The sequence below is a fragment of the Pseudomonas sp. F007 genome, assembly GCF_057814275.1.
In genome coordinates this window covers 184,206-208,688 of the sequence record NZ_JBVATA010000006.1, presented here as the reverse complement: position 1 = coordinate 208,688, position 24,483 = coordinate 184,206, and the positions used below count along the sequence as shown (strand labels likewise).

Annotated in this window: 23 protein-coding genes; 21 read left to right on the top strand and 2 right to left on the bottom strand. The window is 59.7% G+C overall.

Annotated elements, in window-relative coordinates; genetic code table 11:
- Positions 1-39: 39 nt before the first annotated feature.
- From ACZYR5_RS16405 to ispD, 13 genes are all read left to right on the top strand, one after another.
- Positions 40-543: an OmpH/Skp family outer membrane protein gene (locus ACZYR5_RS16405; protein WP_027619042.1), complete on the top strand. Its 504-nt coding sequence runs from the start codon at positions 40-42 to the stop codon at positions 541-543.
- Between the two features lie 3 nt (positions 544-546).
- A complete protein-coding gene (gene lpxD / locus ACZYR5_RS16400) occupies positions 547-1,602 on the top strand; it encodes a UDP-3-O-(3-hydroxymyristoyl)glucosamine N-acyltransferase (protein WP_489090149.1) in 1,056 nt (351 codons plus the stop codon).
- A gap of 108 nt (positions 1,603-1,710) precedes the next feature.
- Positions 1,711-2,151 carry a 3-hydroxyacyl-ACP dehydratase FabZ gene (gene fabZ / locus ACZYR5_RS16395; RefSeq protein ID WP_007907157.1) on the top strand — a complete coding sequence of 147 codons (441 nt, stop codon included), beginning with the start codon at positions 1,711-1,713 and terminating at the stop codon, positions 2,149-2,151.
- On the top strand, positions 2,148-2,924 hold the full coding sequence (lpxA, locus tag ACZYR5_RS16390; RefSeq protein WP_489090148.1) for an acyl-ACP--UDP-N-acetylglucosamine O-acyltransferase: 777 nt from the start codon (positions 2,148-2,150) through the stop codon (positions 2,922-2,924). The genes fabZ and lpxA overlap by 4 nt, the downstream gene beginning before the upstream one ends.
- Positions 2,925-2,926: 2 nt before the next feature.
- A complete protein-coding gene (gene lpxB / locus ACZYR5_RS16385) occupies positions 2,927-4,057 on the top strand; it encodes a lipid-A-disaccharide synthase (RefSeq protein WP_489090147.1) in 1,131 nt (376 codons plus the stop codon).
- 11 nt (positions 4,058-4,068) lie between these two features.
- A complete protein-coding gene (rnhB, locus tag ACZYR5_RS16380) occupies positions 4,069-4,695 on the top strand; it encodes a ribonuclease HII (RefSeq protein WP_489090391.1) in 627 nt (208 codons plus the stop codon).
- A gap of 75 nt (positions 4,696-4,770) precedes the next feature.
- A complete protein-coding gene (gene dnaE / locus ACZYR5_RS16375) occupies positions 4,771-8,292 on the top strand; it encodes a DNA polymerase III subunit alpha (protein ID WP_489090146.1) in 3,522 nt (1,173 codons plus the stop codon).
- 139 nt (positions 8,293-8,431) lie between these two features.
- On the top strand, positions 8,432-9,379 hold the full coding sequence (locus tag ACZYR5_RS16370) for an acetyl-CoA carboxylase carboxyltransferase subunit alpha (protein ID WP_489090145.1): 948 nt from the start codon (positions 8,432-8,434) through the stop codon (positions 9,377-9,379).
- Positions 9,380-9,510: 131 nt separating this feature from the next.
- On the top strand, positions 9,511-10,839 hold the full coding sequence (gene tilS, locus ACZYR5_RS16365) for a tRNA lysidine(34) synthetase TilS (RefSeq protein ID WP_489090144.1): 1,329 nt from the start codon (positions 9,511-9,513) through the stop codon (positions 10,837-10,839).
- Positions 10,840-11,113: 274 nt separating this feature from the next.
- A complete protein-coding gene (gene pyrG / locus ACZYR5_RS16360) occupies positions 11,114-12,745 on the top strand; it encodes a CTP synthase (RefSeq protein WP_489090143.1) in 1,632 nt (543 codons plus the stop codon).
- A gap of 179 nt (positions 12,746-12,924) precedes the next feature.
- The gene (eno, locus tag ACZYR5_RS16355) at positions 12,925-14,214 is read left to right on the top strand and encodes a phosphopyruvate hydratase (RefSeq protein WP_027619032.1); all 1,290 of its coding nucleotides are present in this window, start codon (positions 12,925-12,927) and stop codon (positions 14,212-14,214) included.
- Positions 14,215-14,383: 169 nt separating this feature from the next.
- Entirely contained in the window at positions 14,384-14,662 is a 279-nt protein-coding gene (ftsB, locus tag ACZYR5_RS16350; RefSeq protein WP_489090142.1) for a cell division protein FtsB, read from the top strand.
- Positions 14,659-15,372 (top strand): 2-C-methyl-D-erythritol 4-phosphate cytidylyltransferase, encoded by a 714-nt coding sequence (ispD, locus tag ACZYR5_RS16345; protein WP_489090141.1) that lies wholly within the window; start codon positions 14,659-14,661, stop codon positions 15,370-15,372. The genes ftsB and ispD overlap by 4 nt, the downstream gene beginning before the upstream one ends.
- 8 nt (positions 15,373-15,380) lie before the next feature.
- On the opposite strand, the gene ACZYR5_RS16340 is transcribed toward ispD, so the two are convergent.
- Positions 15,381-16,277: a LysR family transcriptional regulator gene (locus ACZYR5_RS16340; protein ID WP_489090140.1), complete on the bottom strand. Its 897-nt coding sequence runs from the start codon at positions 16,275-16,277 to the stop codon at positions 15,381-15,383.
- A 108-nt stretch (positions 16,278-16,385) separates the two neighbouring features.
- Here ACZYR5_RS16340 and ACZYR5_RS16335 point away from each other — a divergent pair, with 108 nt between their 5' ends.
- The 8 genes from ACZYR5_RS16335 to rpoS all read left to right on the top strand — a co-directional run bounded on the left by ACZYR5_RS16335 (position 16,386) and on the right by rpoS (position 23,594).
- Positions 16,386-17,498, top strand: a complete 1,113-nt coding sequence (locus tag ACZYR5_RS16335) for an S-(hydroxymethyl)glutathione dehydrogenase/class III alcohol dehydrogenase (RefSeq protein WP_489090139.1) — start codon at positions 16,386-16,388, stop codon at positions 17,496-17,498.
- Positions 17,499-17,584: 86 nt separating this feature from the next.
- Positions 17,585-18,430 carry an S-formylglutathione hydrolase gene (gene fghA, locus ACZYR5_RS16330; protein WP_489090138.1) on the top strand — a complete coding sequence of 282 codons (846 nt, stop codon included), beginning with the start codon at positions 17,585-17,587 and terminating at the stop codon, positions 18,428-18,430.
- Between the two features lie 42 nt (positions 18,431-18,472).
- The gene (gene ispF, locus ACZYR5_RS16325; protein ID WP_489090137.1) at positions 18,473-18,946 is read left to right on the top strand and encodes a 2-C-methyl-D-erythritol 2,4-cyclodiphosphate synthase; all 474 of its coding nucleotides are present in this window, start codon (positions 18,473-18,475) and stop codon (positions 18,944-18,946) included.
- A complete protein-coding gene (gene truD / locus ACZYR5_RS16320) occupies positions 18,943-20,001 on the top strand; it encodes a tRNA pseudouridine(13) synthase TruD (protein ID WP_489090136.1) in 1,059 nt (352 codons plus the stop codon). Before ispF ends, truD begins: the two co-directional genes overlap by 4 nt.
- The gene (gene surE / locus ACZYR5_RS16315; protein ID WP_489090135.1) at positions 19,989-20,738 is read left to right on the top strand and encodes a 5'/3'-nucleotidase SurE; all 750 of its coding nucleotides are present in this window, start codon (positions 19,989-19,991) and stop codon (positions 20,736-20,738) included. Before truD ends, surE begins: the two co-directional genes overlap by 13 nt.
- A 41-nt stretch (positions 20,739-20,779) precedes the next feature.
- Complete coding sequence (locus ACZYR5_RS16310; RefSeq protein ID WP_489090390.1) at positions 20,780-21,415, top strand: protein-L-isoaspartate(D-aspartate) O-methyltransferase; 636 nt, start codon at positions 20,780-20,782, stop codon at positions 21,413-21,415.
- A gap of 211 nt (positions 21,416-21,626) precedes the next feature.
- Positions 21,627-22,484, top strand: a complete 858-nt coding sequence (locus ACZYR5_RS16305) for a peptidoglycan DD-metalloendopeptidase family protein (protein ID WP_489090134.1) — start codon at positions 21,627-21,629, stop codon at positions 22,482-22,484.
- A gap of 105 nt (positions 22,485-22,589) precedes the next feature.
- Positions 22,590-23,594 (top strand): RNA polymerase sigma factor RpoS, encoded by a 1,005-nt coding sequence (gene rpoS / locus ACZYR5_RS16300; protein WP_489090133.1) that lies wholly within the window; start codon positions 22,590-22,592, stop codon positions 23,592-23,594.
- Between the two features lie 485 nt (positions 23,595-24,079).
- Here the strand turns inward: rpoS and fdxA are convergent, their stop codons facing one another.
- The gene (gene fdxA, locus ACZYR5_RS16295; RefSeq protein ID WP_007908827.1) at positions 24,080-24,403 is read right to left on the bottom strand and encodes a ferredoxin FdxA; all 324 of its coding nucleotides are present in this window, start codon (positions 24,401-24,403) and stop codon (positions 24,080-24,082) included.
- Between the last annotated feature and the right edge of the window lie 80 nt (positions 24,404-24,483).

The following is a 24,483-nucleotide window of genomic DNA, read 5'->3' as shown; positions in this document are numbered from 1 at the left end:
GACCCAAGATAACGACAATGGATTTTGTAGGAGTGCATCGTGCGTAAGTTGACTCAATTGGTTCTCCTGGCGACTGTCCTGGTAGCAGGCCCGGCATTTGCCGACATGAAAATCGCGGTCCTGAACTATCAGATGGCGTTGCTGGAATCCGACGCGGCGAAGAAATACGCCGTGGATGCCGAGAAGAAGTTCGGTCCGCAACTGACCAAGCTGAAAACCCTGGAAAGCAGCGCCAAGGGCATCCAGGATCGCTTGGTAAGCGGTGGCGACAAAATGGCCCAGGGCGAGCGCGAGCGTCTGGAGCTTGAATTCAAGCAAAAGGCCCGTGACTTCCAGTTCCAGTCCAAGGAACTGAACGAAGCCAAGGCCGTTGCCGACCGTGAAATGCTGAAGCAGCTCAAGCCGAAACTGGACAGCGCTGTGGAAGAAGTTATCAAGAAAGGTGCTTTTGACCTGGTCTTCGAGCGTGGCGCAGTGATTGATGTCAAGCCTCAATACGACATCACCCGCCAGGTTATCGAGCGCATGAATCAGCTGAAGTAATCCATGACAGCGACTAAAAAGCTCGGCCAATTGGCCGAGTTCCTCGGCGCCACCCTCCGTGGCGACCCGGAGAAGACAATTACTGGGCTAGCCACTTTGCAAGAGGCTGGCCCAGCTCAGTTGAGCTTTCTGGCAAACCCTCAATACCGCAAATACCTGGCCGACAGCCATGCCGCAGCCGTGCTGCTCAAGGCTGCCGACGCTGAAGGGTTTACCGGTGATGCGTTGGTGGTGCCGGATCCTTATGCCGCGTACGCGCGGGTCTCTCACCTGTTTGATCCCAAGCCCAAAGCGGCGGCCGGCATTCATCCGACTGCAGTCATTGCTGCTGATGCGGTGGTCGATCCGGCGGCAAGCATCGGCCCGTTCGCGGTGATCGAGAGTGCGGCGCGGATTGCTGCCGGTGTCACGATCGGGGCGCACTGCTTCATCGGTGCGCGCAGCGAGATCGGCGAGGGTGGCTGGCTGGCACCGCGCGTCACGCTTTATCACGATGTACGCATTGGCAAGCGCGTGGTGATTCAGTCCGGCGCGGTGCTCGGCGGCGAAGGCTTCGGTTTTGCCAACGTGAAGGGCGTCTGGGAGAAAATTGCCCAGGTCGGCGGCGTGTTGGTAGGCGATGACGTGGAGATTGGCGTGAATACCGCTATCGACCGCGGTGCATTGGCTGACACCATCATCGGCAACGGCGTGAAGCTCGACAACCAGATCCAGATTGCCCACAACGTGCAGGTCGGTGATCACACCGCCATGGCCGCGTGCGTGGGTATTTCCGGCAGCACCAAAATCGGCAAGCATTGCATGCTCGCGGGCGGTGTAGGGCTGGTTGGGCACATTGATATTTGCGACAACGTATTCCTCACCGGAATGACCATGGTCACTCACTCGATTACCGAGCCGGGTGCCTATTCTTCCGGTACGGCCATGCAGCCAGCCGCCGAGTGGCGCAAAAGCGCGGCACGCATCCGTCAGCTCGATGACATCGCGCGACGCTTGCGACAACTGGAAAAGCAAGTCGGTGACGTGACCCCTGGCGGTAATGCTTCATCAGATGGCTGATACCATTTCCATATCAAGTATGCACAGACGTTAGACTGCCTCCTTGATTTGCTAGAGGAGTGCGCGTCAGTCGCGCGCTCCCAATCTTTACATAGGCTTCCCCCCGAAATGATGGACATCAACGAGATTCGCGAATACCTGCCTCACCGTTACCCGTTCCTGCTGGTGGACCGGGTAGTGGACCTGGATGTCGAAGGCAAGCGCATTCGTGCCTACAAGAATGTCAGCATCAACGAGCCGTTCTTCAATGGTCACTTCCCTGCGCATCCAATCATGCCAGGCGTGTTGATCATCGAGGCAATGGCCCAGGCTGCCGGAATCCTTGGTTTCAAAATGCTCGACGTCAAGCCGGCCGATGGCACGCTTTACTACTTCGTCGGCTCCGACAAACTGCGTTTCCGTCAGCCGGTGCTGCCGGGTGACCAGTTGATTCTCGAAGCCAAGTTCCTGAGCTGCAAGCGCCAGATCTGGAAGTTCGAGTGCCAGGCTTCGGTTGACGGCAAGCCCGTCTGCTCTGCTGAAATCATCTGTGCGGAACGCAAACTATGAGTTTGATTGACCCTCGCGCAATCATCGATCCGACGGCCGTGCTGGCCGACGGCGTCGAGGTCGGCCCGTGGTCGATCGTCGGCGCAGGTGTGGAAATCGGCGAGGGAACAGTGATTGGCCCGCACGTGGTGCTCAAGGGCCCGACGCGCATTGGCAAGCACAACCGCATCTACCAGTTTTCCTCGATCGGTGAGGACACGCCTGACCTGAAGTACAAGGGTGAGGAAACCCGTCTGGTGATCGGTGATCACAATGTCATTCGCGAAGGCGTGACGATTCACCGGGGTACCGTGCAGGATCGCTCGGAAACCACCCTGGGCGACCACAACCTGATCATGGCCTATGCCCATATCGGCCACGACAGCGTCATCGGCAATCACTGCATTCTGGTCAACAACACCGCGCTGGCGGGGCATGTGCACGTTGACGACTGGGCAATCCTTTCCGGCTTCACCCTGGTTCATCAGTACTGCCACATTGGTGCCCACAGCTTTTCCGGCATGGGCACGGCCATCGGCAAGGATGTTCCTGCCTATGTCACAGTGTTTGGCAACCCGGCTGAAGCACGCAGCATGAACTTTGAAGGCATGCGCCGTCGTGGCTTCAGTGACGATGCGATCCATGCCTTGCGTCGCGCGTACAAGACCGTCTATCGCCAGGGCCTTACGGTCGAGCAGGCCTTGAACGAGTTGGCCGAGCCGGCCGCGCAATTTCCCGAAGTCGCGGTATTCCGTGACTCGATCCAGTCTTCGACTCGCGGCATCACCCGCTAACCATGGCCAATCTGCGTATTGCGCTGGTGGCAGGCGAAGCCTCCGGCGATATTCTCGGCGCGGGTCTGATGCGCGCGCTCAAGGTGCAGCATCCGGCTGTCGAGTTTATCGGCGTCGGCGGGCCGTTGATGGAAGCTGAAGGCCTGACCTCCTATTTTCCCATGGAGCGCCTGTCGGTCATGGGACTGGTGGAGGTGCTGGGCCGGCTGCGCGAGTTGCTGGCGCGGCGCAAGAAGCTGATCAAGACCCTGATCGCGGAAAAGCCTGATGTCTTCATTGGCATCGACGCACCGGACTTCACCCTCAATATCGAACTGAAACTGCGTCAGGCCGGGATCAAGACCGTGCATTACGTCAGCCCTTCGGTCTGGGCCTGGCGGCAGAAGCGTGTGCTGAAGATTCGCGAAGGCTGCGACCTGATGCTGACCCTGCTGCCGTTCGAAGCCCGCTTCTACGAAGAGAAGGGCGTGCCGGTGCGGTTTGTCGGACATACCCTGGCCGATACGATTCCCCTTGAGGCGGACCGCGCGGTTGCGCGTGCCGAACTGGGCTTGCCGGATGGACCGTTGGTGGCATTGATGCCCGGTAGTCGTGGCGGTGAGGTCGGGCGCCTGGGTGGCTTGTTCCTCGATGCTGCCGAGCGTTTGCACGCCATGCGCCCGGGTGTGCGCTTCGTCATTCCCTGTGCAAGTGCGCAGCGTCGGGCTCAGATCGAAGAGCTGCTGAGCGGTCGCGACTTGCCGGTGACCTTGCTCGATGGTCGCTCCCATCAAGCGTTGGCAGCCTGTAACGCGGTATTGATCGCCTCCGGTACGGCGACTCTGGAAGCTTTGCTGTACAAGCGGCCGATGGTGGTGGCCTACCGTTTGGCGCCGCTGACCTACTGGATTCTCAAGCGCATGGTCAAAAGCCCTTACATCTCCTTGCCGAACTTGCTAGCCCAGCGTCTATTGGTGCCCGAGTTACTGCAGGACGATGCGACGCCGGAGGCCCTGGCGCTGACCTTGTCACCGCTGATCGATGGCGGCGAGGAGCAGACCACCGGTTTTGACGAGATTCACCGCACCCTGCGCCGCGACGCCTCGAATCAGGCCGCCGAAGCGGTCCTCAATCTGATCGGCAGGGCACAATGAGTAACGCAAAAATGCAAATGGGCCTGGATTTCACCCTGGTCGCCGACGCCGAGGATCTGGTGGCGGGCGTTGACGAAGTCGGTCGCGGCCCGCTGTGCGGCGCCGTGGTCACCGCTGCGGTGATCCTCGATCCGCTGCGTCCGATTCTCGGCCTGAATGATTCCAAGAAGCTCACCGAGGCCCGTCGCGAGAAGCTCTACGACGAAATCTGTGAAAAAGCCTTGAGCTGGTGCATTGCTCGCGCCGAGGTCGAGGAAATCGACGAACTGAACATCCTGCATGCCACGATGTTGGCGATGCAGCGCGCGGTGGAGGGGCTGCATGTGCAGCCAAAACTGGCGATGATCGATGGCAATCGTTGCCCGAAGCTGGCGATGCCGGCCGAGGCGGTGGTCAAGGGCGACAGCAAGGTGCCGGCGATTGCTGCCGCGTCGATCCTGGCCAAGGTCAGCCGTGATCGTGAAATGGCTGCCTTTGAGTTGATCTACCCGGGGTACGGTATTGGCGGCCATAAAGGCTACCCGACGCCCGTTCATCTGGAAGCGCTGGCCCGTCTGGGCCCGACCCCGATCCATCGGCGCTCGTTCGCGCCGGTGCGCCAGGCGTATGAAGCTCGCGAGGAGTTGCTCGGGAGCTAGTCGCCAGGCTGATGTTTTTGCCAAGGCCCGGTACAATCCGGGCCTTGTTGTCTCCACGTTCTGGACAGGATCACCATGCCGGCTTCATTCGTTCACCTGCGCCTGCACACTGAATACTCCCTGGTCGACGGGCTGGTGCGGATCAAGCCGCTGGTCAAGACCCTGGTCGGCATGAACATGCCCGCCGTGGCGGTCACCGATCAGAACAACATGTGTTCCCTGGTCAAGTTCTACAAGAACAGCATGGGCGCGGGGATCAAGCCGATCTGCGGCGCCGACCTGTGGCTGTCGAACAAGGACCCGGAGAACCCGGTCAGTCGCATCAGCCTGCTGGCGATGAACGCCGTCGGCTATCGCAACCTTACCGAACTGATCTCCCGTGGCTTCATCGAGGGCCAGCGCAACGGCCAGGTCATCATCGAGCGCGAATGGGTTGCCGAGGCCGCTGAAGGCCTGATCATGCTGTCGGCGGCGAAGGAGGGCGAGATCGGTATGGCCCTGCTGAGCGGCAATCCGCAGGAAGGCGAAGCCCTGGCGCGTGAGTGGATGGCGGTATTCCCGGACCGTTTTTACCTGGAAATCCAGCGCACCAACCGTCCCAACGATGAAGAACAACTGCACGCCGCCGTGGCCCTGGCCGACAAGCTCGGCGCGCCGCTGGTGGCTACCAACGACGTGCGCTTCCTCAAGCAGGAAGACTTTGCCGCCCACGAAACCCGCGTCTGCATCGGTGAGGGGCGGGCGCTCGACGATCCGCGCCGCTCGAAGAACTACAGCGACCAGCAGTACCTCAAAAGTGCCGAGGAAATGGCCGAGCTGTTCAGCGACCTGCCCGAGGCGCTGGAGAATACGGTCGAGATTGCCAAGCGCTGCAATATCGATGTGAAGCTGGGCAAGCACTTCCTGCCCAACTTCCCGATTCCCGATGGCATGACCATCGACGAGTATTTCCGCAAGGTGTCCTTCGAGGGCCTTGAGGAGCGCTTGGCGGTCCTGCTGCCCAAGGACACCACTGAAGATTACGAAGCCAAGCGTCAGGTCTACGTCGATCGGCTGAATTTCGAGCTGGATATCATCATCCAGATGGGCTTCCCCGGGTATTTCCTGATCGTGATGGACTTTATCCAGTGGGGTAAGGCCAATGGCGTGCCAGTGGGACCGGGCCGGGGCTCGGGTGCCGGGTCGCTGGTGGCCTATGTGCAGAAGATCACCGACCTCGATCCGCTGGAATATGACCTGCTGTTCGAACGTTTCCTCAACCCGGAACGGGTTTCCATGCCCGACTTCGACGTCGACTTCTGCATGGACGGCCGCGACCGGGTGATCGAATACGTGGCCGAGAAGTACGGCCGCAACGCGGTGAGCCAGATCATCACCTTCGGTTCCATGGCCGCCAAGGCGGTGGTGCGTGACGTGGCGCGGGTGCAGGGCAAGTCCTACGGGCTGGCGGATCGTCTGTCGAAGATGATCCCCTTCGAAGTCGGCATGACCCTGGAAAAGGCCTACGAGCAGGAAGAAATCCTCCGTGACTTCATCAAGGTCGATGAAGAGGCGGCGGAAATCTGGGAGATGGCGCGCAAGCTGGAAGGCGTTGTGCGTAACGTCGGCAAGCACGCCGGCGGCGTGGTAATCGCGCCGACCAAGTTGACCGACTTCTCGCCGATCTACTGCGATGAAGAGGGCGGCGGCCTGGTCACCCAGTTCGACAAGGATGACGTCGAGGCGGCGGGTCTGGTGAAGTTCGACTTCCTCGGTCTGCGGACCCTGACCATCATCGACTGGGCGCTGAAAACCATCAACCGCGACCGCGCCAAGGTCAACGAACCGCCGCTGGATATCGCCTTCATCCCGCTGGATGACAAGCCGACCTATCAATTGCTGCAAAAAGCCGAAACCACGGCGGTGTTCCAGCTCGAGTCGCGGGGCATGAAAGAGCTGATCAAAAAGCTCAAGCCCGACTGCCTGGAAGACTTGATCGCACTGGTGGCACTGTTCCGTCCAGGTCCGTTGCAATCGGGCATGGTAGACGACTTCATCAACCGCAAGCACGGTCGCGCCGAACTGGCCTATCCGCACTCCGACTACCAGTACGAAGGCCTCAAGCCAGTACTGGCGCCGACTTACGGCATCATCCTCTATCAAGAGCAGGTGATGCAGATTGCCCAGGTCATGGCCGGTTACACCCTCGGTGGTGCGGACATGCTGCGTCGGGCGATGGGCAAGAAAAAGCCCGAGGAAATGGCCAAGCAGCGCGGCGGTTTCATCGAAGGCTGTGCGACCAACAATATTGACGCCGACCTTGCAGGTAACATCTTCGATCTGGTGGAGAAGTTCGCCGGTTACGGCTTCAACAAATCCCACTCCGCCGCCTATGGCCTGGTGTCGTACCAGACGGCCTGGCTGAAAGCCCATTACCCGGCGCCGTTCATGGCGGCGGTACTGTCAGCGGACATGCACAACACCGACAAGGTCGTGACCTTGATCGAGGAAGTGCGCACCATGAAGCTGCGCCTCGACGCGCCGGACGTGAACACCTCGGAGTTCAAGTTCACGGTCAACGACGAAGGCCGCATCATCTACGGCCTGGGTGCGATCAAGGGGGTGGGTGAGGGGCCGGTGGAGGCGATCACCGAAGCGCGTCTGGCCGGGCCATTCAAGGACCTGTTCGATTTCTGCGCGCGGGTCGACCTCAAGCGTATCAACAAGCGCACCCTCGACGGCTTGATCCGCAGTGGTGCGCTGGACCGTCTCGGGCCGTTCTTCCATGACGAGCCCAAGGCTTATCAGGCCAACATCGATCGCAACCGCGCGGTACTGCTGACTGCCATGGAAGAGGCGATCAAGTCCGCCGAACAGACTGCCCGCACCCACGACAGCGGCCACGCCGACCTGTTTGGTGGGCTGTTCGTCGAAGAAGACGCCGATGTCTACGCCAATCACCGCAAGGCCAAGGAGCTCACGCTCAAAGAGCGCCTCAAGGGTGAGAAAGACACCCTGGGCCTGTACCTGACCGGTCACCCGATTGACGAGTACGAAGGGGAAATTCGCCGTTTCGCCCGTCAGCGCATCATCGACCTGAAGCCGGCCCGTGATACCCAGACGGTTGCCGGCATGATCATCGCCTTGCGGGTGATGAAGAACAAAAAGGGCGACAAGATGGGCTTCATCACCCTCGACGACCGCTCCGGACGTATCGAAGCCTCGCTGTTTGCCGAAGCTTTTCACTCGGCGCAGTCGTTGCTGCAGACCGACGCGATGGTGGTGGTCGAAGGCGAGGTCAGCAATGACGACTTCTCCGGTGGCCTGCGACTGCGGGTCAAGCGGGTGATGAGCATGGAAGATGCCCGTACCAACCTGGCTGAAAGCTTGCGCCTGAAGGTCCAGACCCAGGATCTCAAGGGCGACCAGTTGCGCTGGTTGGGCGAGTTGTTCAGGCGCCACCGAGGCGCGTGCCCGATTACCATGGAGTACACCAGCCCCGACGCCAAGGCCCTGCTGCAATTCGGCGAGACCTGGCGAATCGATCCGGCAGACAGCTTGATTCAAGCCCTGCGTGACCAGTTCGGGCGAGACAACGTCTTCCTCCAATACCGTTGACGGCCAGGGGCCATTGCCGCGCCCTGACCCTGACCCGAATTTTTAATCTCGACCTGAACGCGCCTGTCCCTTAAGGTAGGGCGCGAATAGACAACCGGCCGACCCAAGCTCACTTGGCCTCGACCCAAGACGGACGCCTATGAACCCGAATTTTCTAGATTTCGAACAGCCGATCGCCGACCTGCAAGCCAAGATCGAAGAGTTGCGCTTGGTCGGTAATGACAATTCGCTGAATATCGGCGATGAGATCTCCCGCCTGCAGGAAAAAAGCAGCACCCTGACCGAAGACATCTTCGGCAAGCTGACCAGCTGGCAGATCGCACGTCTGGCGCGCCACCCGCGTCGTCCTTATACCCTGGACTACATCGACCACATCTTCACCGAGTTCGATGAACTGCACGGTGACCGTCACTTCTCCGACGACGCCGCGATTGTCGGCGGTATTGCCCGCCTGGACGATCAGCCAGTGATGGTGATCGGTCACCAGAAAGGCCGTGAAGTGCGCGAGAAGGTTCGCCGCAACTTCGGCATGCCGCGTCCGGAAGGCTACCGCAAGGCCTGCCGCCTGATGGAAATGGCCGAACGCTTCAAGATGCCGATCCTGACCTTCATCGACACCCCAGGCGCCTACCCGGGTATTGACGCCGAAGAGCGCAACCAGAGCGAAGCGATTGCCTGGAACCTGCGGGTCATGGCGCGCCTGAAAACCCCGATCATCGCCACCGTGATCGGTGAGGGTGGTTCCGGCGGTGCACTGGCGATCGGTGTCTGCGACCAGTTGAACATGCTGCAGTACTCGACCTACGCGGTGATTTCGCCGGAAGGTTGCGCCTCGATCCTGTGGAAAACCGCAGAAAAGGCCCCGGATGCTGCCGAAGCCATGGGTATCACCGCCGAGCGCCTGAAGGGCCTGGGTATTGTGGACAAGGTGATCAGCGAGCCGTTGGGCGGCGCACACCGCGATCCGGCGGCCGCCGCAGCTTCGATCCGTGCCGAGCTGAGCGCGCAACTGGCGATGCTGAAGAAGTTCGACAACGATGCGCTGCTGGCCCGTCGTTATGAGCGCCTGATGAGCTACGGCCTCTAAGTCGACTGCAATACCCATGTAGGAGCGAGCTTGCTCGCGAAGGCGGCGTAACATTCAACCCATGTGTTGGCTGTCGGACCGCAATCGCGAGCAGGCTCGCTCCTACATTCGTTTTGGACGAAGAGAAAGCTATGGCTCAGTCCACGATTGATTTGCCTTCCCGGTTGCTGCGCAGTCTGCAGCCCTGGCACCAAGCCAGACGCTGGCGTGTCGCTTTCTCCGGTGGTCTGGATTCCACCGTCCTGCTGCATCTGCTTGCCCATCTCGCAAACAATCATGCCCTGCCAGCACTCAGCGCTATTCATGTCCACCACGGCCTTCAGGCTGTGGCAGACGCGTGGCCGGCGCATTGTCAGGCGGCATGCGATGCACTGAGCGTGCCCTTGGCCATCGTGCATGTGCAGGTCGATGCTGGCGCGAGCCTTGAGCAGGCGGCGCGGGATGCGCGCTATCGGGCATTCATTGAAGCGACCCAACCCGGCGATGTACTGCTGACGGCCCAGCACCGCGACGATCAGGCTGAAACCCTGCTGTTTCGCTTGTTGCGCGGCGCTGGGAGCAGGGGCCTGGCGGCGATGCCGACGCAGCGTCCGCTGGGGCGCGGGCATCTGTTGCGTCCGCTGCTGGATGTTTCCCGGGCCGAGCTCGAGGCGTACGCCCGGGAGCATCGGCTGCAGTGGATCGAAGACCCGTCGAACGCCGATCCGCAGTTCTCTCGCAACTACCTGCGCCAGTTGGTTTTCCCGGTCCTGACCCGACGCTGGCCGCAAGCGGCTGCCACCATTGCCCGCAGTGCCGCGCATGTGCGCGAAGCCCAGGGCTTGCTCGACGAGCTGGCCGTGATGGATCTGGCCAAAGCGCAAACCCCCGGCGAATTCGATTGGTTGAAGCTGCCGTCGCTGGACCTGTCCACCCTCCAGTTGCTTTCTTCGGCACGTCAACGCAATGCCCTCAGCCATTGGTTGGCGGCGAAGACTCGCCTGCCTGACAGCGACCATTGGTCGGGTTGGACCTCGCTGCGCGATGCTGCGCCGGACGCCCAGCCGATCTGGCGCCTGGCCGAAGGCGAGTTGCATCGGGCCAATGGGCGGATCTGGTGGCTGACCGGCGATTGGTTGCGAGCTGCCCTGCCGGTGGGCGTCTGGTCTGATCCATCACAGCCGTTGCGGTTGCCCGATAACGGTACGCTCAACCTCAGCGGATCAGCCCCGCCAGGCAGGCTCAGCGTGCGTTACCGGCAGGGGGGAGAGGTGATGGCATTGCCTGGCCGTGGGCATCGCGACCTCAAGCGTCTGTTCAATGAACGGCAATTGCCATCGTTCGCCCGTGGCAGATTGCCGCTGCTGTACCTCGACGAGCAATTGATCGCTGTGGCCAACCTGCCCGGGCTGGACGGCAGCGCGGGGGCAGACTACGTTTTGCAGTGGCAGCCGGGAATCCAAGATCAAGGTTTGAGCTGAAAGGGGCTTTCCGGTAGACTACGCTCCCTTCTTGATACAACTTCTGTGGATTCGCCTGAATTGCAGGAGTTGCCGATTACCAAGCAGTCTTTGCTGGGCGATTCCAAAAAATGTGTAGCGAGCAACCTACCGGTGTTTCATCTGCCGGTCTGTCCCAACGCGGCGGTTTTTTTGAAAGATGCACTGTAATTAATGCAGGTGATCGGGGGCTTCGGCCTTCCTTCGCTTTCCCCGGCGGCTCGGACCGCTTTAACGCAGACTTCTAGGGTTTTTCATGACGCGCTACATATTCGTCACGGGCGGTGTTGTTTCTTCATTGGGGAAAGGCATTGCATCGGCTTCATTGGCGGCCATCCTGGAGGCGCGGGGACTTAAGGTCACCATGCTCAAGCTGGACCCGTACATCAACGTCGACCCGGGCACCATGAGCCCGTTCCAGCACGGTGAAGTGTTCGTCACCCATGACGGCGCCGAGACCGACCTGGACCTGGGCCACTACGAGCGGTTCATCCGCACGACCATGACCCAGAACAACAACTTCACCACCGGCCGTGTCTATGAGCACGTGCTGCGCAAAGAGCGCCGTGGTGACTACCTGGGTGCAACCATCCAGGTGATCCCGCACATCACCGACGAAATCAAGCGCCGCATCATCAAGGGCGCCGGCGATGCCGACGTGGCGATGGTCGAGATCGGTGGCACCGTGGGTGACATCGAGTCGCAACCGTTCCTCGAGGCCATCCGTCAACTGCGTTTCGAAGTCGGCGCCAAGCGCGCGATGCTGATGCACCTGACGCTGGTGCCGTACATCGCCACTGCCGGCGAAACCAAGACCAAGCCAACCCAGCACTCGGTCAAGGAGCTGCGTTCCATCGGCCTGCAGCCGGACGTGCTGGTGTGCCGTTCCGATCACCCGATCGACGTTTCGTCGCGTCGCAAGATCGCCCAGTTCACCAACGTTGAAGAGCGTGCGGTGATTGCCCTGGAAGACGCCGACACCATCTACAAGATCCCGGGCATCCTGCACTCGCAAGGCCTGGACGATTTTGTCGTCGAGCGTTTCGGCCTGCAATGCGACAGCGCCGATCTGTCCGAGTGGGAAGCAGTGGTTGATGCCAAGCTCAATCCAGAGCACGAAGTCACCATCGCCATGGTCGGCAAGTACATGGAACTGCTGGATGCCTACAAGTCGCTGATCGAAGCGATGAGCCATGCCGGCATCAGCAACCGGACCAAGGTCAACCTGCGCTACATCGATTCCGAAGACATCGAGAACCAGGGCACCGCGCTGCTCGAAGGTGTCGATGCGATCCTGGTTCCGGGCGGCTTCGGTCTGCGCGGCGTGGAAGGCAAGATCACCGCGGTTCAATACGCTCGCGAAAACAAGGTGCCGTACCTGGGTATCTGCCTGGGCATGCAAGTGGCGGTCATCGAGTTCGCCCGTAACGTGATGGGCTGGACAGACGCCAACTCCACCGAGTTCGATCGTGCCAGCGGTCACCCGGTCGTGGGCCTGATCACCGAGTGGGAAGACGCCACCGGTGCCGTCGAAACCCGTACCGAGACTTCCGACCTGGGCGGCACCATGCGCCTGGGTGCCCAGGATTGCCTGCTGGAAGCCGGCTCCAAGGTCCACGATTGCTACGCCAAGGACGTGATTGTCGAGCGTCACCGTCACCGTTACGAAGTGAACAACAAGCTGCTGCCACAACTGATCGAAGCCGGCCTGAAAATTTCCGGTCGCTCCGGTGATGGCGCGCTGGTTGAAGTGGTTGAAGCACCGGATCATCCATGGTTCGTCGCTTGCCAGTTCCACCCGGAGTTCACCTCGACGCCACGTGACGGCCACCCGCTGTTCAGTGGGTTCGTCAAGGCGGCCCTGGCACAGCACCAGAAGAAGGCGTAACCCGCCTGACCAAGTGACCCACGGCCCGGCAAGGTCCGTGGGTCACTTTGATTTCAACGGCAGAAACCAGGTTTCTCCGTGTGGGGCCAGGTATCGGCTCCCACGAAAAGCAATGTGACCCACAAGTTATAAATCGATCGGTATACAGCGTTTTCGTCAACTTTGGAGTGTTTACAACAATGGCAAAGATCGTCGACATCAAAGGTCGTGAAGTTCTCGACTCCCGTGGCAATCCCACCGTGGAAGCGGACGTGCTTCTCGATAACGGCATCATCGGCAGCGCTTGCGCGCCGTCCGGTGCTTCCACTGGCTCGCGTGAAGCGCTCGAGCTGCGTGATGGCGACAAGAGCCGCTACCTGGGTAAAGGCGTGCTCAAGGCCGTGGCCAACATCAATGGCCCGATCCGCACCGCGCTGCTGGGTAAAGACCCGGTTGACCAGAAAGCCCTCGACCGCATCATGATCGAGCTCGACGGTACCGAGAACAAAGGCAACCTGGGCGCCAACGCGATCCTCGCCGTCTCCCTGGCTGCGGCCAAGGCAGCGGCCCACGACCAGGACCTGCCGCTGTACGCTCACATTGCCAACCTGAACGGCACCCCGGGTGTTTACTCGATGCCGGTTCCGATGATGAACATCATCAACGGTGGCGAGCACGCTGATAACAACGTCGACATCCAGGAATTCATGGTGCAGCCGGTTGGCGCCAAGTCGTTCTCGGACGGTCTGCGCATGGGCACCGAGATTTTCCATCACCTGAAAGCTGTGCTGAAGGCCCGAGGCCTGAACACTGCGGTGGGTGACGAAGGTGGTTTCGCGCCGAACCTGGCGTCCAACGAAGATGCGCTGAAAGTGATCTCCGAAGCCGTCGCCAACGCCGGTTACAAGCTGGGCACTGACGTGACCCTGGCGCTGGACTGCGCAGCGAGCGAGTTCTTCGAAGACGGCAAGTACAACCTGTCCGGTGAAGGCCAGGTGTTCACTGCCGAAGGTTTCGCCGACTACCTGAAAGGCCTGACCGAGCGTTACCCGATCATCTCCATCGAAGACGGTCTGGACGAGTCCGACTGGGCAGGCTGGAAAATCCTCACCGACAAGATCGGCGAGAAGACCCAGCTGGTGGGTGATGACCTGTTCGTGACCAACACCAAGATCCTGAAAGAAGGCATTGATAAGAAGATCGCCAACTCGATCCTGATCAAGTTCAACCAGATCGGCACCCTGACCGAGACCCTGGAAGCGATCCAGATGGCCAAGGCCGCTGGCTACACTGCCGTGATCTCGCACCGTTCCGGCGAAACCGAAGACTCGACCATTGCCGACCTGGCCGTGGGCACCTCTGCTGGCCAGATCAAGACCGGCTCGCTGTGCCGTTCCGACCGGGTTTCCAAGTACAACCAACTGCTGCGTATCGAAGAGCAATTGGGCGCCAAAGCCAAGTACAACGGCCGCAGCGAATTCCGCGGCTAAGCTTGGTGGAGTGAAAAGACAGCAGATTGTGGCGAAAAAATCGCAACAGCGGGTTTTTTGCCACTAGTCTGATGCCTTAGAGTACGAGCCTGGTTCTTCCAGGCTTCGTGCTATCTGACGTTGCAAAGTGTGGCATGGCTGTTTTTATTCAGTGGATACCTGAAATTCGATGCGCAGTCCCTATTGGTTGTTTCTCGTCTTGCTCTTGCTCCTGGGGGGGTTGCAGTACCGCCTGTGGGTGGGAAACGGCAGCCTGGCACAGGTGGCTGAGTTGACTCGGCAGATCGCCGACCAGCAGGCTGAGAACCAGACGTTGCTGGAGCGCAACCGGGTGATGGACGCCGAAGTGATGGAGCTGAAAAAAGGCATGGAGACCGTTGAAGAGCGGGCTCGCCATGAGTTGGGCATGGTCAAGGATGGTGAAACCCTTTACCAGTTGGCCCAATGATGCACGCCTTGCCGGCCTTCTGGGCCGTGATCCCTGCCGCGGGTGTGGGTGCCCGTATGGCCGCCGACCGTCCCAAGCAATATTTGCCATTGGGCGGACGCACTATTCTCGAACACAGCCTCGGCTGTTTCCTCGATCATCCAGCCTTGAAAGGTCTGGTGGTCAGCCTTGCATCTGATGATCCCTATTGGCCGAACCTGGCCTGCGCTCGCGATCCGCGAATCCAGCGAGTAGAGGGTGGTGCCGAGCGTTCGGATTCGGTACTCAATGCCTTGTTGCACTTGCATGCGCAAGGTGCCGCTGATGAGGATTGGGTGCTGGTCCATGACGCGGCACGGCCGAACCTGAGTCGCGACGATCTCGACAAATTGCTCTCGGAGCTGGCGGACGATCCGGTCGGCGGCTTGCTCGCTGTTCCTGCTCGCGACACCTTGAAGCGCATGGACAAGCACGGACGGGTCCTCGAAACCGTCGACCGCAGCTTGATCTGGCAGGCCTACACACCGCAGATGTTTCGCCTGGGCGCCTTGCACCGAGCGTTGGCCGACAGCCTGGTGGCCGATGTCAGCATTACCGACGAAGCGTCGGCGATGGAGTGGTCGGGCCAGGCACCGCGCCTTATCGAGGGGCGGGCGGATAACCTCAAGGTGACGCGCCCCGAAGATCTCGAGTGGCTGCGCTTGCGTTGGGCGAATCGCGGTTCCTTGTAGGTTTCGCGTCAGCCCTGATATTCCGGCCGTTCGGCCAAACCCTCCTTCAAATAGTCCACCAGCTTGCGCACCTTGGGCGATAGATGCCGTTGTTGTGGGTACAACGCCCAAACGGCGGTATTCGGTGGCTGATGAGCGTCCAGCAGTGACACCAGCGCACCACTGTTCAGGTGCTCCAGTACGTAATAGTCCGGTAGCTGACACAAACCTACGCCTAGAAGTGCAGCATCCAGCACCGCTTGCCCACTGTTGCAGCGCCAGTTGCCCTGGATGCGCTGGGAAAATTCGCGCCCGTCCTGGGCCAGTTGCCACAGATCCGAACTCCCCACCAGGCAGTTATGGCGGCTGAGTTCCGAAAGACTGTGTGGGCGACCGTAATGTTCAAGGTAGGAGGGCGATGCGCACAGGTACATCCGCCGTGGCGCCAGGCGAGTCGCCACCAGTCGCGAGTCTTGCAGGCGCCCGAGGCGGATCGCCAGGTCCAGGCCTTCATGTACCAGGTCCAGCGGACGGTTGCTCAACTCGATATCGACCCGCAGTTGCGGATAAAGCCCCATGAAGCGGGTGACCAGTGGCACGATGAAGCGTTCGCCATAGGCCACGGCACAGGTCATGCGCAACATGCCCTTGGGCTCGCTGGTCAGGTCGCCCACCGCACGCAATGCCTCTTCGCGGCCGTCCTGCAAGCGCTGACAGTGTTGGAGAAAGGTCTGCCCGGCTTCAGTCAGGGTCACGCGGCGGGTACTGCGATAGAGCAGGCGGGTTTGCAGGCGTTCTTCGAGGCGTACGACTTGTCGACTGATGTGCGAGGAAGAAACCCCCAGGCGTTCGGCGGCTGCGGTGAACTGACTGCACTCGGCGACCGCGACAAACTCGTCGATGCCTTCCCAGCGGTTATCGGACATGCAGATTATCCCTGTATGGCAATAATGTTTTGCTTTTGTCTGGATTATTCATCGTCTGGCAGTGTTTTACACTGGTTGCTTCGTTTTTATTCACATTGGAGAGCCAGGATGATCAAGTCGCGCGCTGCTGTTGCCTTCGAGGCCAAGAAACCCCTTGAGATCGTTGAAGTCGACGTCGCCATGCCCAAGGCCGGTGAAGTGCTCCTGCGGGTCGTCGCCTCCGGTGTGTGCCATACCGATGCCTACACCTTGTCGGGCGCCGATCCGGAAGGCATTTTTCCGTCGATCCTTGGTCATGAAGGCGGTGCTGTGGTCGAAGCCATTGGCGAAGGCGTGACCTCGGTCGCCGTGGGCGATCACGTAATCCCGCTGTACACCCCGGAATGCGGCCAGTGCAAATTCTGCAAATCGGGCAAGACCAACCTGTGCCAGGCCATCCGTGCCACCCAGGGCAAAGGTTTGATGCCGGACGGAACCACGCGCTTCTCCTACAAGGGGCAGCCGATTTTCCATTACATGGGCACTTCGACCTTTTCCGAGTACACCGTGCTGCCGGAAATCTCCGTGGCCAAAATTGCCAAGGACGCACCGCTGGAAAAAGTCTGCCTGCTGGGTTGCGGCGTCACCACCGGCATCGGTGCTGTGATCAATACCGCCAAGGTCAAACCGGGCGACACCGTGGCCATCTTCGGTCTGGGCGGTATCGGCCTGTCTGCAGTGATCGGTGCGGTCAAGGCCAAGGCCGGGCGGATTATCGCCATCGACATCAACCCGGCGAAGTTTGAAATTGCCAAACAACTGGGCGCTACCGATTGTGTGAATCCGAAAGATTTCGACCGTCCTATCCAGGAAGTCATCGTCGACATGACCGATGGCGGTGTTGATTTCTCCTTCGAGTGCATCGGCAATGTGCAACTGATGCGTGCGGCGCTGGAGTGCTGTCACAAAGGTTGGGGCGAGTCGGTGATCATCGGTGTAGCCGGTGCTGGCCAGGAAATCTCCACCCGTCCTTTCCAATTGGTGACCGGTCGAGTCTGGCGCGGTTCGGCATTCGGTGGTGTGCGTGGTCGCAGCGAGCTGCCTAGCTACGTGGAAATGGCCCAGACCGGCGAAATCCCGCTGGATACCTTTATCACCCACACCATGGGCCTGGAAGACATCAACAAGGCTTTTGACCTGATGCATGAAGGCAAAAGCATTCGCACTGTCATTCACTTCTAAAGCAGCGGGGAGCTGCAAGCTTCAAGCGGCAAGAGGCTGTACCTCCTTGCCGCGAGTGCTTGCGGCTTGAAGCCGAGGGTGCGTTCATGAGTCTGGAAAATATTTCGTGTCAGAAGAGCTTTGGCGGCTGGCATAAACGCTATCGCCATCACTCCGAAGTGCTGGGTTGCGACATGGTGTTTGCCGTCTACCTGCCGCCTCAGGCCGAGCAGGGCGGTAAGTTGCCCGTGCTGTATTGGTTGTCGGGCCTGACCTGCACCGATGAGAACTTCATGCAAAAGGCGGGCGCCATGCGCCTGGCGGCGGAACTTGGGTTGATCATCGTCGCCCCCGATACCAGCCCGCGTGGTGCCGGTGTGCCGGGGGATCCGGATGGCGCGTGGGATTTTGGCCTGGGTGCCGGGTTTTATCTCAACGCTACCCAGGAACCATGGGCCAAACACTATCGGATGCATGACTACGTGGTGCAGGAATTACCGGCGTTGGTCGAGGCGCATTTTCCGGCCTCGGACAAACGTGGTGTCAGCGGTCACTCCATGGGCGGCCACGGTGCCCTGGTCTGCGCGCTGCGCAATCCCGGACGCTATCAATCGGTGTCGGCGTTTTCGCCGATCAACAATCCGATGGATTGCCCCTGGGGCCAGAAAGCCTTCTCGCGATACTTGGGCGAAGAGCGCTCGAAATGGCGTGAGTGGGATGCTTCTGTGCTGATCAGCGAGGCCTCGGAACAACTGCCATTGCTGGTCGACCAGGGCGATCGGGATGACTTCCTGGCCACGCAACTCAAGCCCGAGGCCTTGCAGCAAGCGGCCAGGCAGGCAGGTCATCCGCTGACCCTGCGCCTGCAACCCGGTTATGACCACAGCTATTTTTTCATCGCCAGCTTCATCGACGATCACTTGCGGCATCACGCGCACGCCCTGAACGCCTAAAGCAGGTAGAATCACGCCCTGACTCAATCAGGGCGTTTTTTTATGCGTATTGGCCACGGCTACGATGTGCACCGTTTCGCGCAAGGCGACTTCATTACTCTGGGCGGTGTGCAGATTGCCCACAGCTTCGGGCTGCTCGCCCACTCCGACGGCGACGTGTTGTTGCACGCATTGAGCGACGCCTTGCTGGGTGCTGCTGCGCTGGGTGATATCGGCAAGCACTTCCCGGATACCGATCCGCAATTCAAGGGTGCCGACAGCCGTGTGCTGTTGCGTCACGTCGTTGCGTTGATCCACGCCAAGGGCTGGAAGGTCGGCAACGTCGATAACACCATCGTTGCCCAGGCGCCGAAAATGGCCCCGCATATCGAAACGATGCGCGCGCTGATTGCCGCGGATCTGCAAGTTGAACTGGATCAAGTGAACGTGAAAGCTACCACCACTGAAAAGCTCGGCTTCGTCGGCCGCGAAGAAGGCATCGCCGTGCATTCCGTTGCCTTGTTGCTGCGCCCATGAATGAACTGCAATTGCTCGGCCCGCGTGCCTATGGCGAACCGCTGGGCACCGCCGTATTGAAAGCCATCGCCGAAGATTTTCAGGTCGATGAAGTGCTCGACATCCCGCTGACCGGCGACGGCGAACACCTGTGGATCTGGGTCGAGAAGCGTGGCCTGAATACTGAAGAGGCCGCCCGGCGCATCGCCAAGGCGGCGGGGGTACCGTTGCGCACGGTCAGCTACGCCGGGTTGAAAGATCGCCAGGCCCTGACCCGCCAGTGGTTTAGCGTGCAACTGCCAGGCAAGGCCGACCCCGATCTGTCTGGCGCAGAAAATGCCACGTTGAAAATCCTCAAGACCGCCCGGCACAAGCGCAAGCTGCAGCGCGGCGCTCACTCGGCCAATGGCTTTACCCTGCGCCTGACCCAGTTTGCTGGCGATCGCGAGGCTATCGAGGCGCGTCTGCAGTTGATCGCCCAACAGGGCATCCCCAATTATTTCGGTGCCCAGCGTTTCGGTCACAACGGTGGCAACGTGGTTGATGCCCGTGACTGGGCGGCCCGCAAGGCCTTGCCAGAGCAACGCAACGTGCGCTCGCGCTTGCTCTCGACTGCCCGCAGCTTCCTGTTCAACCAGGTGTTGGCGGCCCGGGTCGCCGACGGCAGTTGGCAGCGCGCTCAGGTCGGCGATTTGCTGGCCTTCACCGACAGCCGCAGTTTCTTCCCCGCAGGCGTTGCTGAATGCAATGACCCGCGCCTGGCCATCCTCGACTTGCATCCCACCGGGCCCCAGTGGGGCGAGGGTGACTCGCCAGCCACGGGTGCGACCCATGAGCTGGAGCAGCGCATCGCCAATGACGAAGCCGATTTGCGCGACTGGTTGGCAAACGCTGGAATGAGCCAGGAACGGCGCATTCTGCGGCTGCCCATCGGCGGGTTGTCGTGGCATTATCCTTCGCCTGACATTCTGCAATTGGAATTCGTCCTGCCGGCCGGATGCTTCGCCACCGTATTGGTGCGTGAACTCGTCGATCTGGTGCCGGTGGGGCAGACGGACAGCCCATGCGTATTCTGATTTCTAACGACGACGGGGTCATGGCACCCGGTCTCGCCGCGCTGCATGCTGCGCTGGCGGATTATGCCGAGTGCGTGGTGGTTGCCCCGGACCAGGACAAAAGTGGCGCCAGCAGTTCGCTGACCCTCGACCGTCCGCTGCACCCACACACCCTGGCCAATGGCTTCATCAGCCTCAACGGCACACCGACCGACTGTGTGCACCTGGGCCTCAATGGGCTGCTGGCGCACGAGCCGGACATGGTGGTGTCGGGAATCAACCTGGGGGCCAACCTGGGGGATGACGTGCTGTATTCCGGTACCGTCGCCGCAGCACTTGAAGGACGCTTCCTTGGGGCGCCGTCGTTTGCCTTTTCCCTGGTGTCGCGTCAGGTCGAAAACCTGCCGACGGCTGCCTACTTCGCGCGCAAACTGGTTGCCGCTCATGCCGAACTGGACCTGCCGCCGCGCACGGTGCTGAACGTAAATATTCCCAACTTGCCGCTCGATCACATCCGCGGGATCCAGTTGACTCGACTGGGCCATCGGGCTCGTGCGGCGGCACCGATCAAGGTGGTCGATCCTCGCGGCAAGGCCGGTTACTGGATTGCCGCTGCCGGCGATGCGGAAGACGGTGGGCCGGGCACTGACTTTCATGCCGTCATGCAGGGTTATGTCTCGATCACGCCGCTGCAACTCGATCGTACTTTCAATGATGCCTTTGCACGTCTCGATGGCTGGCTGGAGGGACTGCGCTGATGGCTCGCGAGCAAGACGACATGTTGCGCCGGGGGATCGGCATGACTTCCCAGCGTACCCGCGAACGCTTGATCCAGCGTCTCTACGAAGAAGGGGTGAGTAACCCCCAGGTGCTGGAGGTCATTCGTCGTACGCCGCGTCATTTGTTCGTCGATGAGGCGCTGGCCCATCGCGCCTATGAAGACACAGCGCTGCCGATCGGCCACAACCAGACCATCTCCCAGCCTTATATGGTGGCGCGCATGAGCGAGTTGCTGTTGGAGGCCGGTCCTCTGGACAAGGTGATGGAGATCGGTACCGGGTCCGGCTATCAGACGGCAGTCTTGTCGCAGCTGGTCGAGCGTGTGTTTTCAGTCGAGCGCATCAAGGTGCTGCAGGATCGGGCCAAGGAACGCCTGGTCGAGTTGAATTTACGCAACGTGGTCTTTCGCTGGGGCGATGGCTGGGAGGGCTGGCCGGCTCTGGCGCCCTACAACGGCATTATTGTCACCGCGGTGGCGACTGATGTGCCTCAGGCCTTGCTCGATCAACTCGCGCCAGGAGGTCGTCTGGTGATTCCGGTTGGCTCGGGAGAAGTCCAGCAACTGATGTTGATCATTCGTGAGGAACATGGTTTTTCCAGGCGTGTTCTGGGGTCGGTTCGCTTCGTCCCATTGCTCAATGGGCCGCTGGCCTGAGCATTTGTTGAACACCGCTGAATTCTCTTCGTTTGCCTTGGTCTTACAGCGGCAAGGATGGGTTAAACGCGGTCCTGGAGCATCAGGCAAACGTGTGCGTGTGCCGATTTCGCTTCAGCGCCGGTAAAGCCCGAACGGCCAGTTATACTTGCGACACTTCATGCCTGAACAAGGCAATCTTCTATTTCAGCCACCAGAAAGGGAGCGGCGGGTGAGTCTCAAAGTCATTGCGCAGTGTATTGGTACAAAAAGCTTTCAGTGCCTGGTGACTGGCCTTGTCTTGAGTTCATTGCTGGTCGGATGTTCGAGCACCAAGTCGAGTGACGTGCGGGTCGTGGATCGTAACAATACCGCTGCCCAGCGTCCTGCCGTCACCACCGGTCAGTATGTGGTCAGGCGCGGCGATACGCTGTTTTCGATCGCCTTTCGCTACGGTTGGGACTACAAGGCCCTTGCAGCTCGAAACAATATTCCTGCGCCCTACACAATACATCCGGGTCAGACGATTCGCTTTGATGGCCGTACCGGTTCAACGCCGACGCCGGTCATAGCTTCGTCCACGACCAGCAGTTCTCCTTCGGGCAAATTTACCGTCACCCGACGTCCAGCCTCGGCCGCGGGCACCCCTACAACCACGGTCGCTCCGAGCGTTGCCAGCAAGACGGCGCCCGCGCCGTTGCCGCCTGCGGGGCCGGCGCCGACAGGTTGGGGATGGCCATCTAATGGCATTTTGATTGGAAAATTCTCTTCAAACGGTAGTTTGAATAAAGGAATTGATATCGCCGGAGATTTGGGACAGCCTGTTTTAGCTGCGTCTGATGGGACAGTGGTTTACGCCGGGAGTGGCTTGCGGGGCTACGGCGAGTTGGTCATCATCAAACACAGCGATACCTACGTCAGTGCTTACGGTCACAACCGCAGGCTGTTGGTTCGGGAGGGGCAGCAGGTCAAGGTCGGGCAGACAATTGCCGAAATGGGGTCAACGGGTACAGACCGGGTGAAACTGCATTTTGAGATTCGCCGCCAAGGTAAACCAGTCGATCCGCTGCAATTCCTGCCACGTCGTTGATGTGCTTCCAGCCTGTTCCGTCACGTAGAGGGAACAGGCTCCAGCGTTGCCAAGGATAAAGGCGCCGCTAGAGCTTGAGGTCGAACTCACCAAAGGACTATAACAATGGCTCTCAGTAAAGAAGTGCCGGAGTTTGACATCGACGATGAGGTTCTCCTGATGGAGACCGACGTCGCATCGGATCAGACGTCGAATGATGGGGCTGCTACGCCCTCAGCTCGCGCAAAATCCAAACACTCCGCCTCACTCAAGCAACACAAGTACATTGACTACACCCGGGCGCTAGACGCCACCCAGTTGTATCTCAATGAAATCGGCTTTTCCCCCTTGCTCTCCCCGGAAGAAGAAGTTCATTTTGCGCGGCTGTCGCAAAGTGGTGATCCGGCTGGGCGCAAACGCATGATTGAAAGCAACTTGCGACTGGTGGTGAAAATCGCCCGGCGCTACGTCAATCGGGGATTGTCATTGCTTGACCTGATCGAAGAGGGCAACCTCGGATTGATCCGGGCGGTAGAGAAATTCGATCCGGAACGCGGCTTCCGTTTCTCGACCTACGCAACCTGGTGGATCCGTCAGACCATCGAGCGCGCGATCATGAATCAGACCCGGACCATCCGGTTGCCGATTCATGTGGTCAAGGAGCTCAATGTCTACCTCCGTGCAGCACGTGAGTTGACCCAGAAACTCGATCATGAACCTTCCCCCGAGGAAATCGCCAACCTGCTGGAAAAACCGGTGGGAGAGGTCAAGCGCATGCTGGGCTTGAATGAGCGGGTTTCTTCAGTTGACGTCTCGCTGGGTCCGGATTCGGATAAAACCCTGCTGGACACCCTCACCGACGACCGTCCCACCGATCCCTGCGAACTGCTTCAGGACGATGACCTGTCGCAAAGCATCGATCAGTGGCTCTCTGAGCTGACGGACAAGCAGCGCGAGGTGGTCATCCGCCGCTTTGGTCTGCGTGGCCATGAGAGCAGCACGCTGGAGGATGTTGGCCTGGAAATCGGCCTGACCCGCGAGCGGGTAAGGCAGATTCAGGTCGAAGGACTCAAACGCCTGCGTGAAATTCTCGAAAAAAATGGATTATCAAGTGAGTCACTGTTTCAGTAACAGCCTCTCTCGATAACAAAAGCCCCGCCTGTGTCGGGGCTTTTTGTTGGGCGCTGATCAGGTGTCGATCAATGGAGCTAGCGGTTGGTTCTCTTTCTCAGGTTTGTGTAAGCCTTCGCTTAGTCTTTCGTAAGTGTTCAGTTTTTAATTTCGGAAGTTGCATTCCGCCGGTGTGTAGTACGTCATTTAAACTATTGTTTTTAAAGGATTTATTTGTGTTTCTTCGGTCGCCTATACGGAGTGTTTAACTCCCAAGGGTGATTGTGATTGTCGGGGAACTCTTTAATATCAGCCCTGTGTCGACGGACAGACACAGCCATCAAGGATGATGGTCAAGGAACATCGCAAGGACGTGATTCATCAGGACGATGAAAGGGAACACAGGGAATAGGGAAAAAATGTGGGCGGGTCAAACCGCCCCTTTTTTTTGCCCGTAGAAAAGCAAAAAGGCCCACGAAGGGCCTTTTGAGAGCGCGAAGCCAGGATCAGCGTTCGAGGTCTTTGATCTTGCCTTTGACCCCATCCCACTCTTCGGCGTCTGGCAGCGACTCTTTCTTCTCGGTGATGTTGGGCCAGATTTCGGCCAACTCAACGTTCAACTGAATGAATTCCTGCATCTCTTCCGGGACTTCGTCCTCGGAGAAAATGGCCACGGCAGGGCATTCCGGCTCGCACAGGGCGCAGTCGATGCACTCATCCGGGTGAATCACCAGGAAGTTCGGGCCTTCGTAAAAGCAGTCCACCGGACAGACTTCTACGCAGTCGGTGTACTTGCACTTGATGCAGTTGTCGGTGACGACGAAGGTCATTTCTAATTCTCTCCTCAGGCGGCATGCTGCGCCCCTTCACGTTGGGGTCGCTGGGTTTGGGAGCGGTCGACTGCAGACCA

What these genes read in the sequence shown, in the direction of transcription:
- ACZYR5_RS16335 (WP_489090139.1), top strand. Translation starts at nt 16,386, where the DNA reads ATGATCAAGTCGCGCGCTGCTGTTGCCTTCGAGGCCAAGAAACCCCTT.
- ACZYR5_RS16310 (WP_489090390.1), top strand. Translation starts at nt 20,780, where the DNA reads ATGACTTCCCAGCGTACCCGCGAACGCTTGATCCAGCGTCTCTACGAA.
- surE (WP_489090135.1), top strand. Translation starts at nt 19,989, where the DNA reads ATGCGTATTCTGATTTCTAACGACGACGGGGTCATGGCACCCGGTCTC.
- truD (WP_489090136.1), top strand. Translation starts at nt 18,943, where the DNA reads ATGAATGAACTGCAATTGCTCGGCCCGCGTGCCTATGGCGAACCGCTG.
- pyrG (WP_489090143.1), top strand. Translation starts at nt 11,114, where the DNA reads ATGACGCGCTACATATTCGTCACGGGCGGTGTTGTTTCTTCATTGGGG.
- eno (WP_027619032.1), top strand. Translation starts at nt 12,925, where the DNA reads ATGGCAAAGATCGTCGACATCAAAGGTCGTGAAGTTCTCGACTCCCGT.
- ACZYR5_RS16370 (WP_489090145.1), top strand. Translation starts at nt 8,432, where the DNA reads ATGAACCCGAATTTTCTAGATTTCGAACAGCCGATCGCCGACCTGCAA.
- lpxD (WP_489090149.1), top strand. Translation starts at nt 547, where the DNA reads ATGACAGCGACTAAAAAGCTCGGCCAATTGGCCGAGTTCCTCGGCGCC.
- tilS (WP_489090144.1), top strand. Translation starts at nt 9,511, where the DNA reads ATGGCTCAGTCCACGATTGATTTGCCTTCCCGGTTGCTGCGCAGTCTG.
- rpoS (WP_489090133.1), top strand. Translation starts at nt 22,590, where the DNA reads ATGGCTCTCAGTAAAGAAGTGCCGGAGTTTGACATCGACGATGAGGTT.
- fdxA (WP_007908827.1), bottom strand. Translation starts at nt 24,403, where the DNA reads ATGACCTTCGTCGTCACCGACAACTGCATCAAGTGCAAGTACACCGAC.
- fghA (WP_489090138.1), top strand. Translation starts at nt 17,585, where the DNA reads ATGAGTCTGGAAAATATTTCGTGTCAGAAGAGCTTTGGCGGCTGGCAT.
- fabZ (WP_007907157.1), top strand. Translation starts at nt 1,711, where the DNA reads ATGATGGACATCAACGAGATTCGCGAATACCTGCCTCACCGTTACCCG.
- lpxA (WP_489090148.1), top strand. Translation starts at nt 2,148, where the DNA reads ATGAGTTTGATTGACCCTCGCGCAATCATCGATCCGACGGCCGTGCTG.
- ispD (WP_489090141.1), top strand. Translation starts at nt 14,659, where the DNA reads ATGATGCACGCCTTGCCGGCCTTCTGGGCCGTGATCCCTGCCGCGGGT.
- dnaE (WP_489090146.1), top strand. Translation starts at nt 4,771, where the DNA reads ATGCCGGCTTCATTCGTTCACCTGCGCCTGCACACTGAATACTCCCTG.
- lpxB (WP_489090147.1), top strand. Translation starts at nt 2,927, where the DNA reads ATGGCCAATCTGCGTATTGCGCTGGTGGCAGGCGAAGCCTCCGGCGAT.
- rnhB (WP_489090391.1), top strand. Translation starts at nt 4,069, where the DNA reads ATGCAAATGGGCCTGGATTTCACCCTGGTCGCCGACGCCGAGGATCTG.
- ispF (WP_489090137.1), top strand. Translation starts at nt 18,473, where the DNA reads ATGCGTATTGGCCACGGCTACGATGTGCACCGTTTCGCGCAAGGCGAC.
- ACZYR5_RS16340 (WP_489090140.1), bottom strand. Translation starts at nt 16,277, where the DNA reads ATGTCCGATAACCGCTGGGAAGGCATCGACGAGTTTGTCGCGGTCGCC.
- ftsB (WP_489090142.1), top strand. Translation starts at nt 14,384, where the DNA reads ATGCGCAGTCCCTATTGGTTGTTTCTCGTCTTGCTCTTGCTCCTGGGG.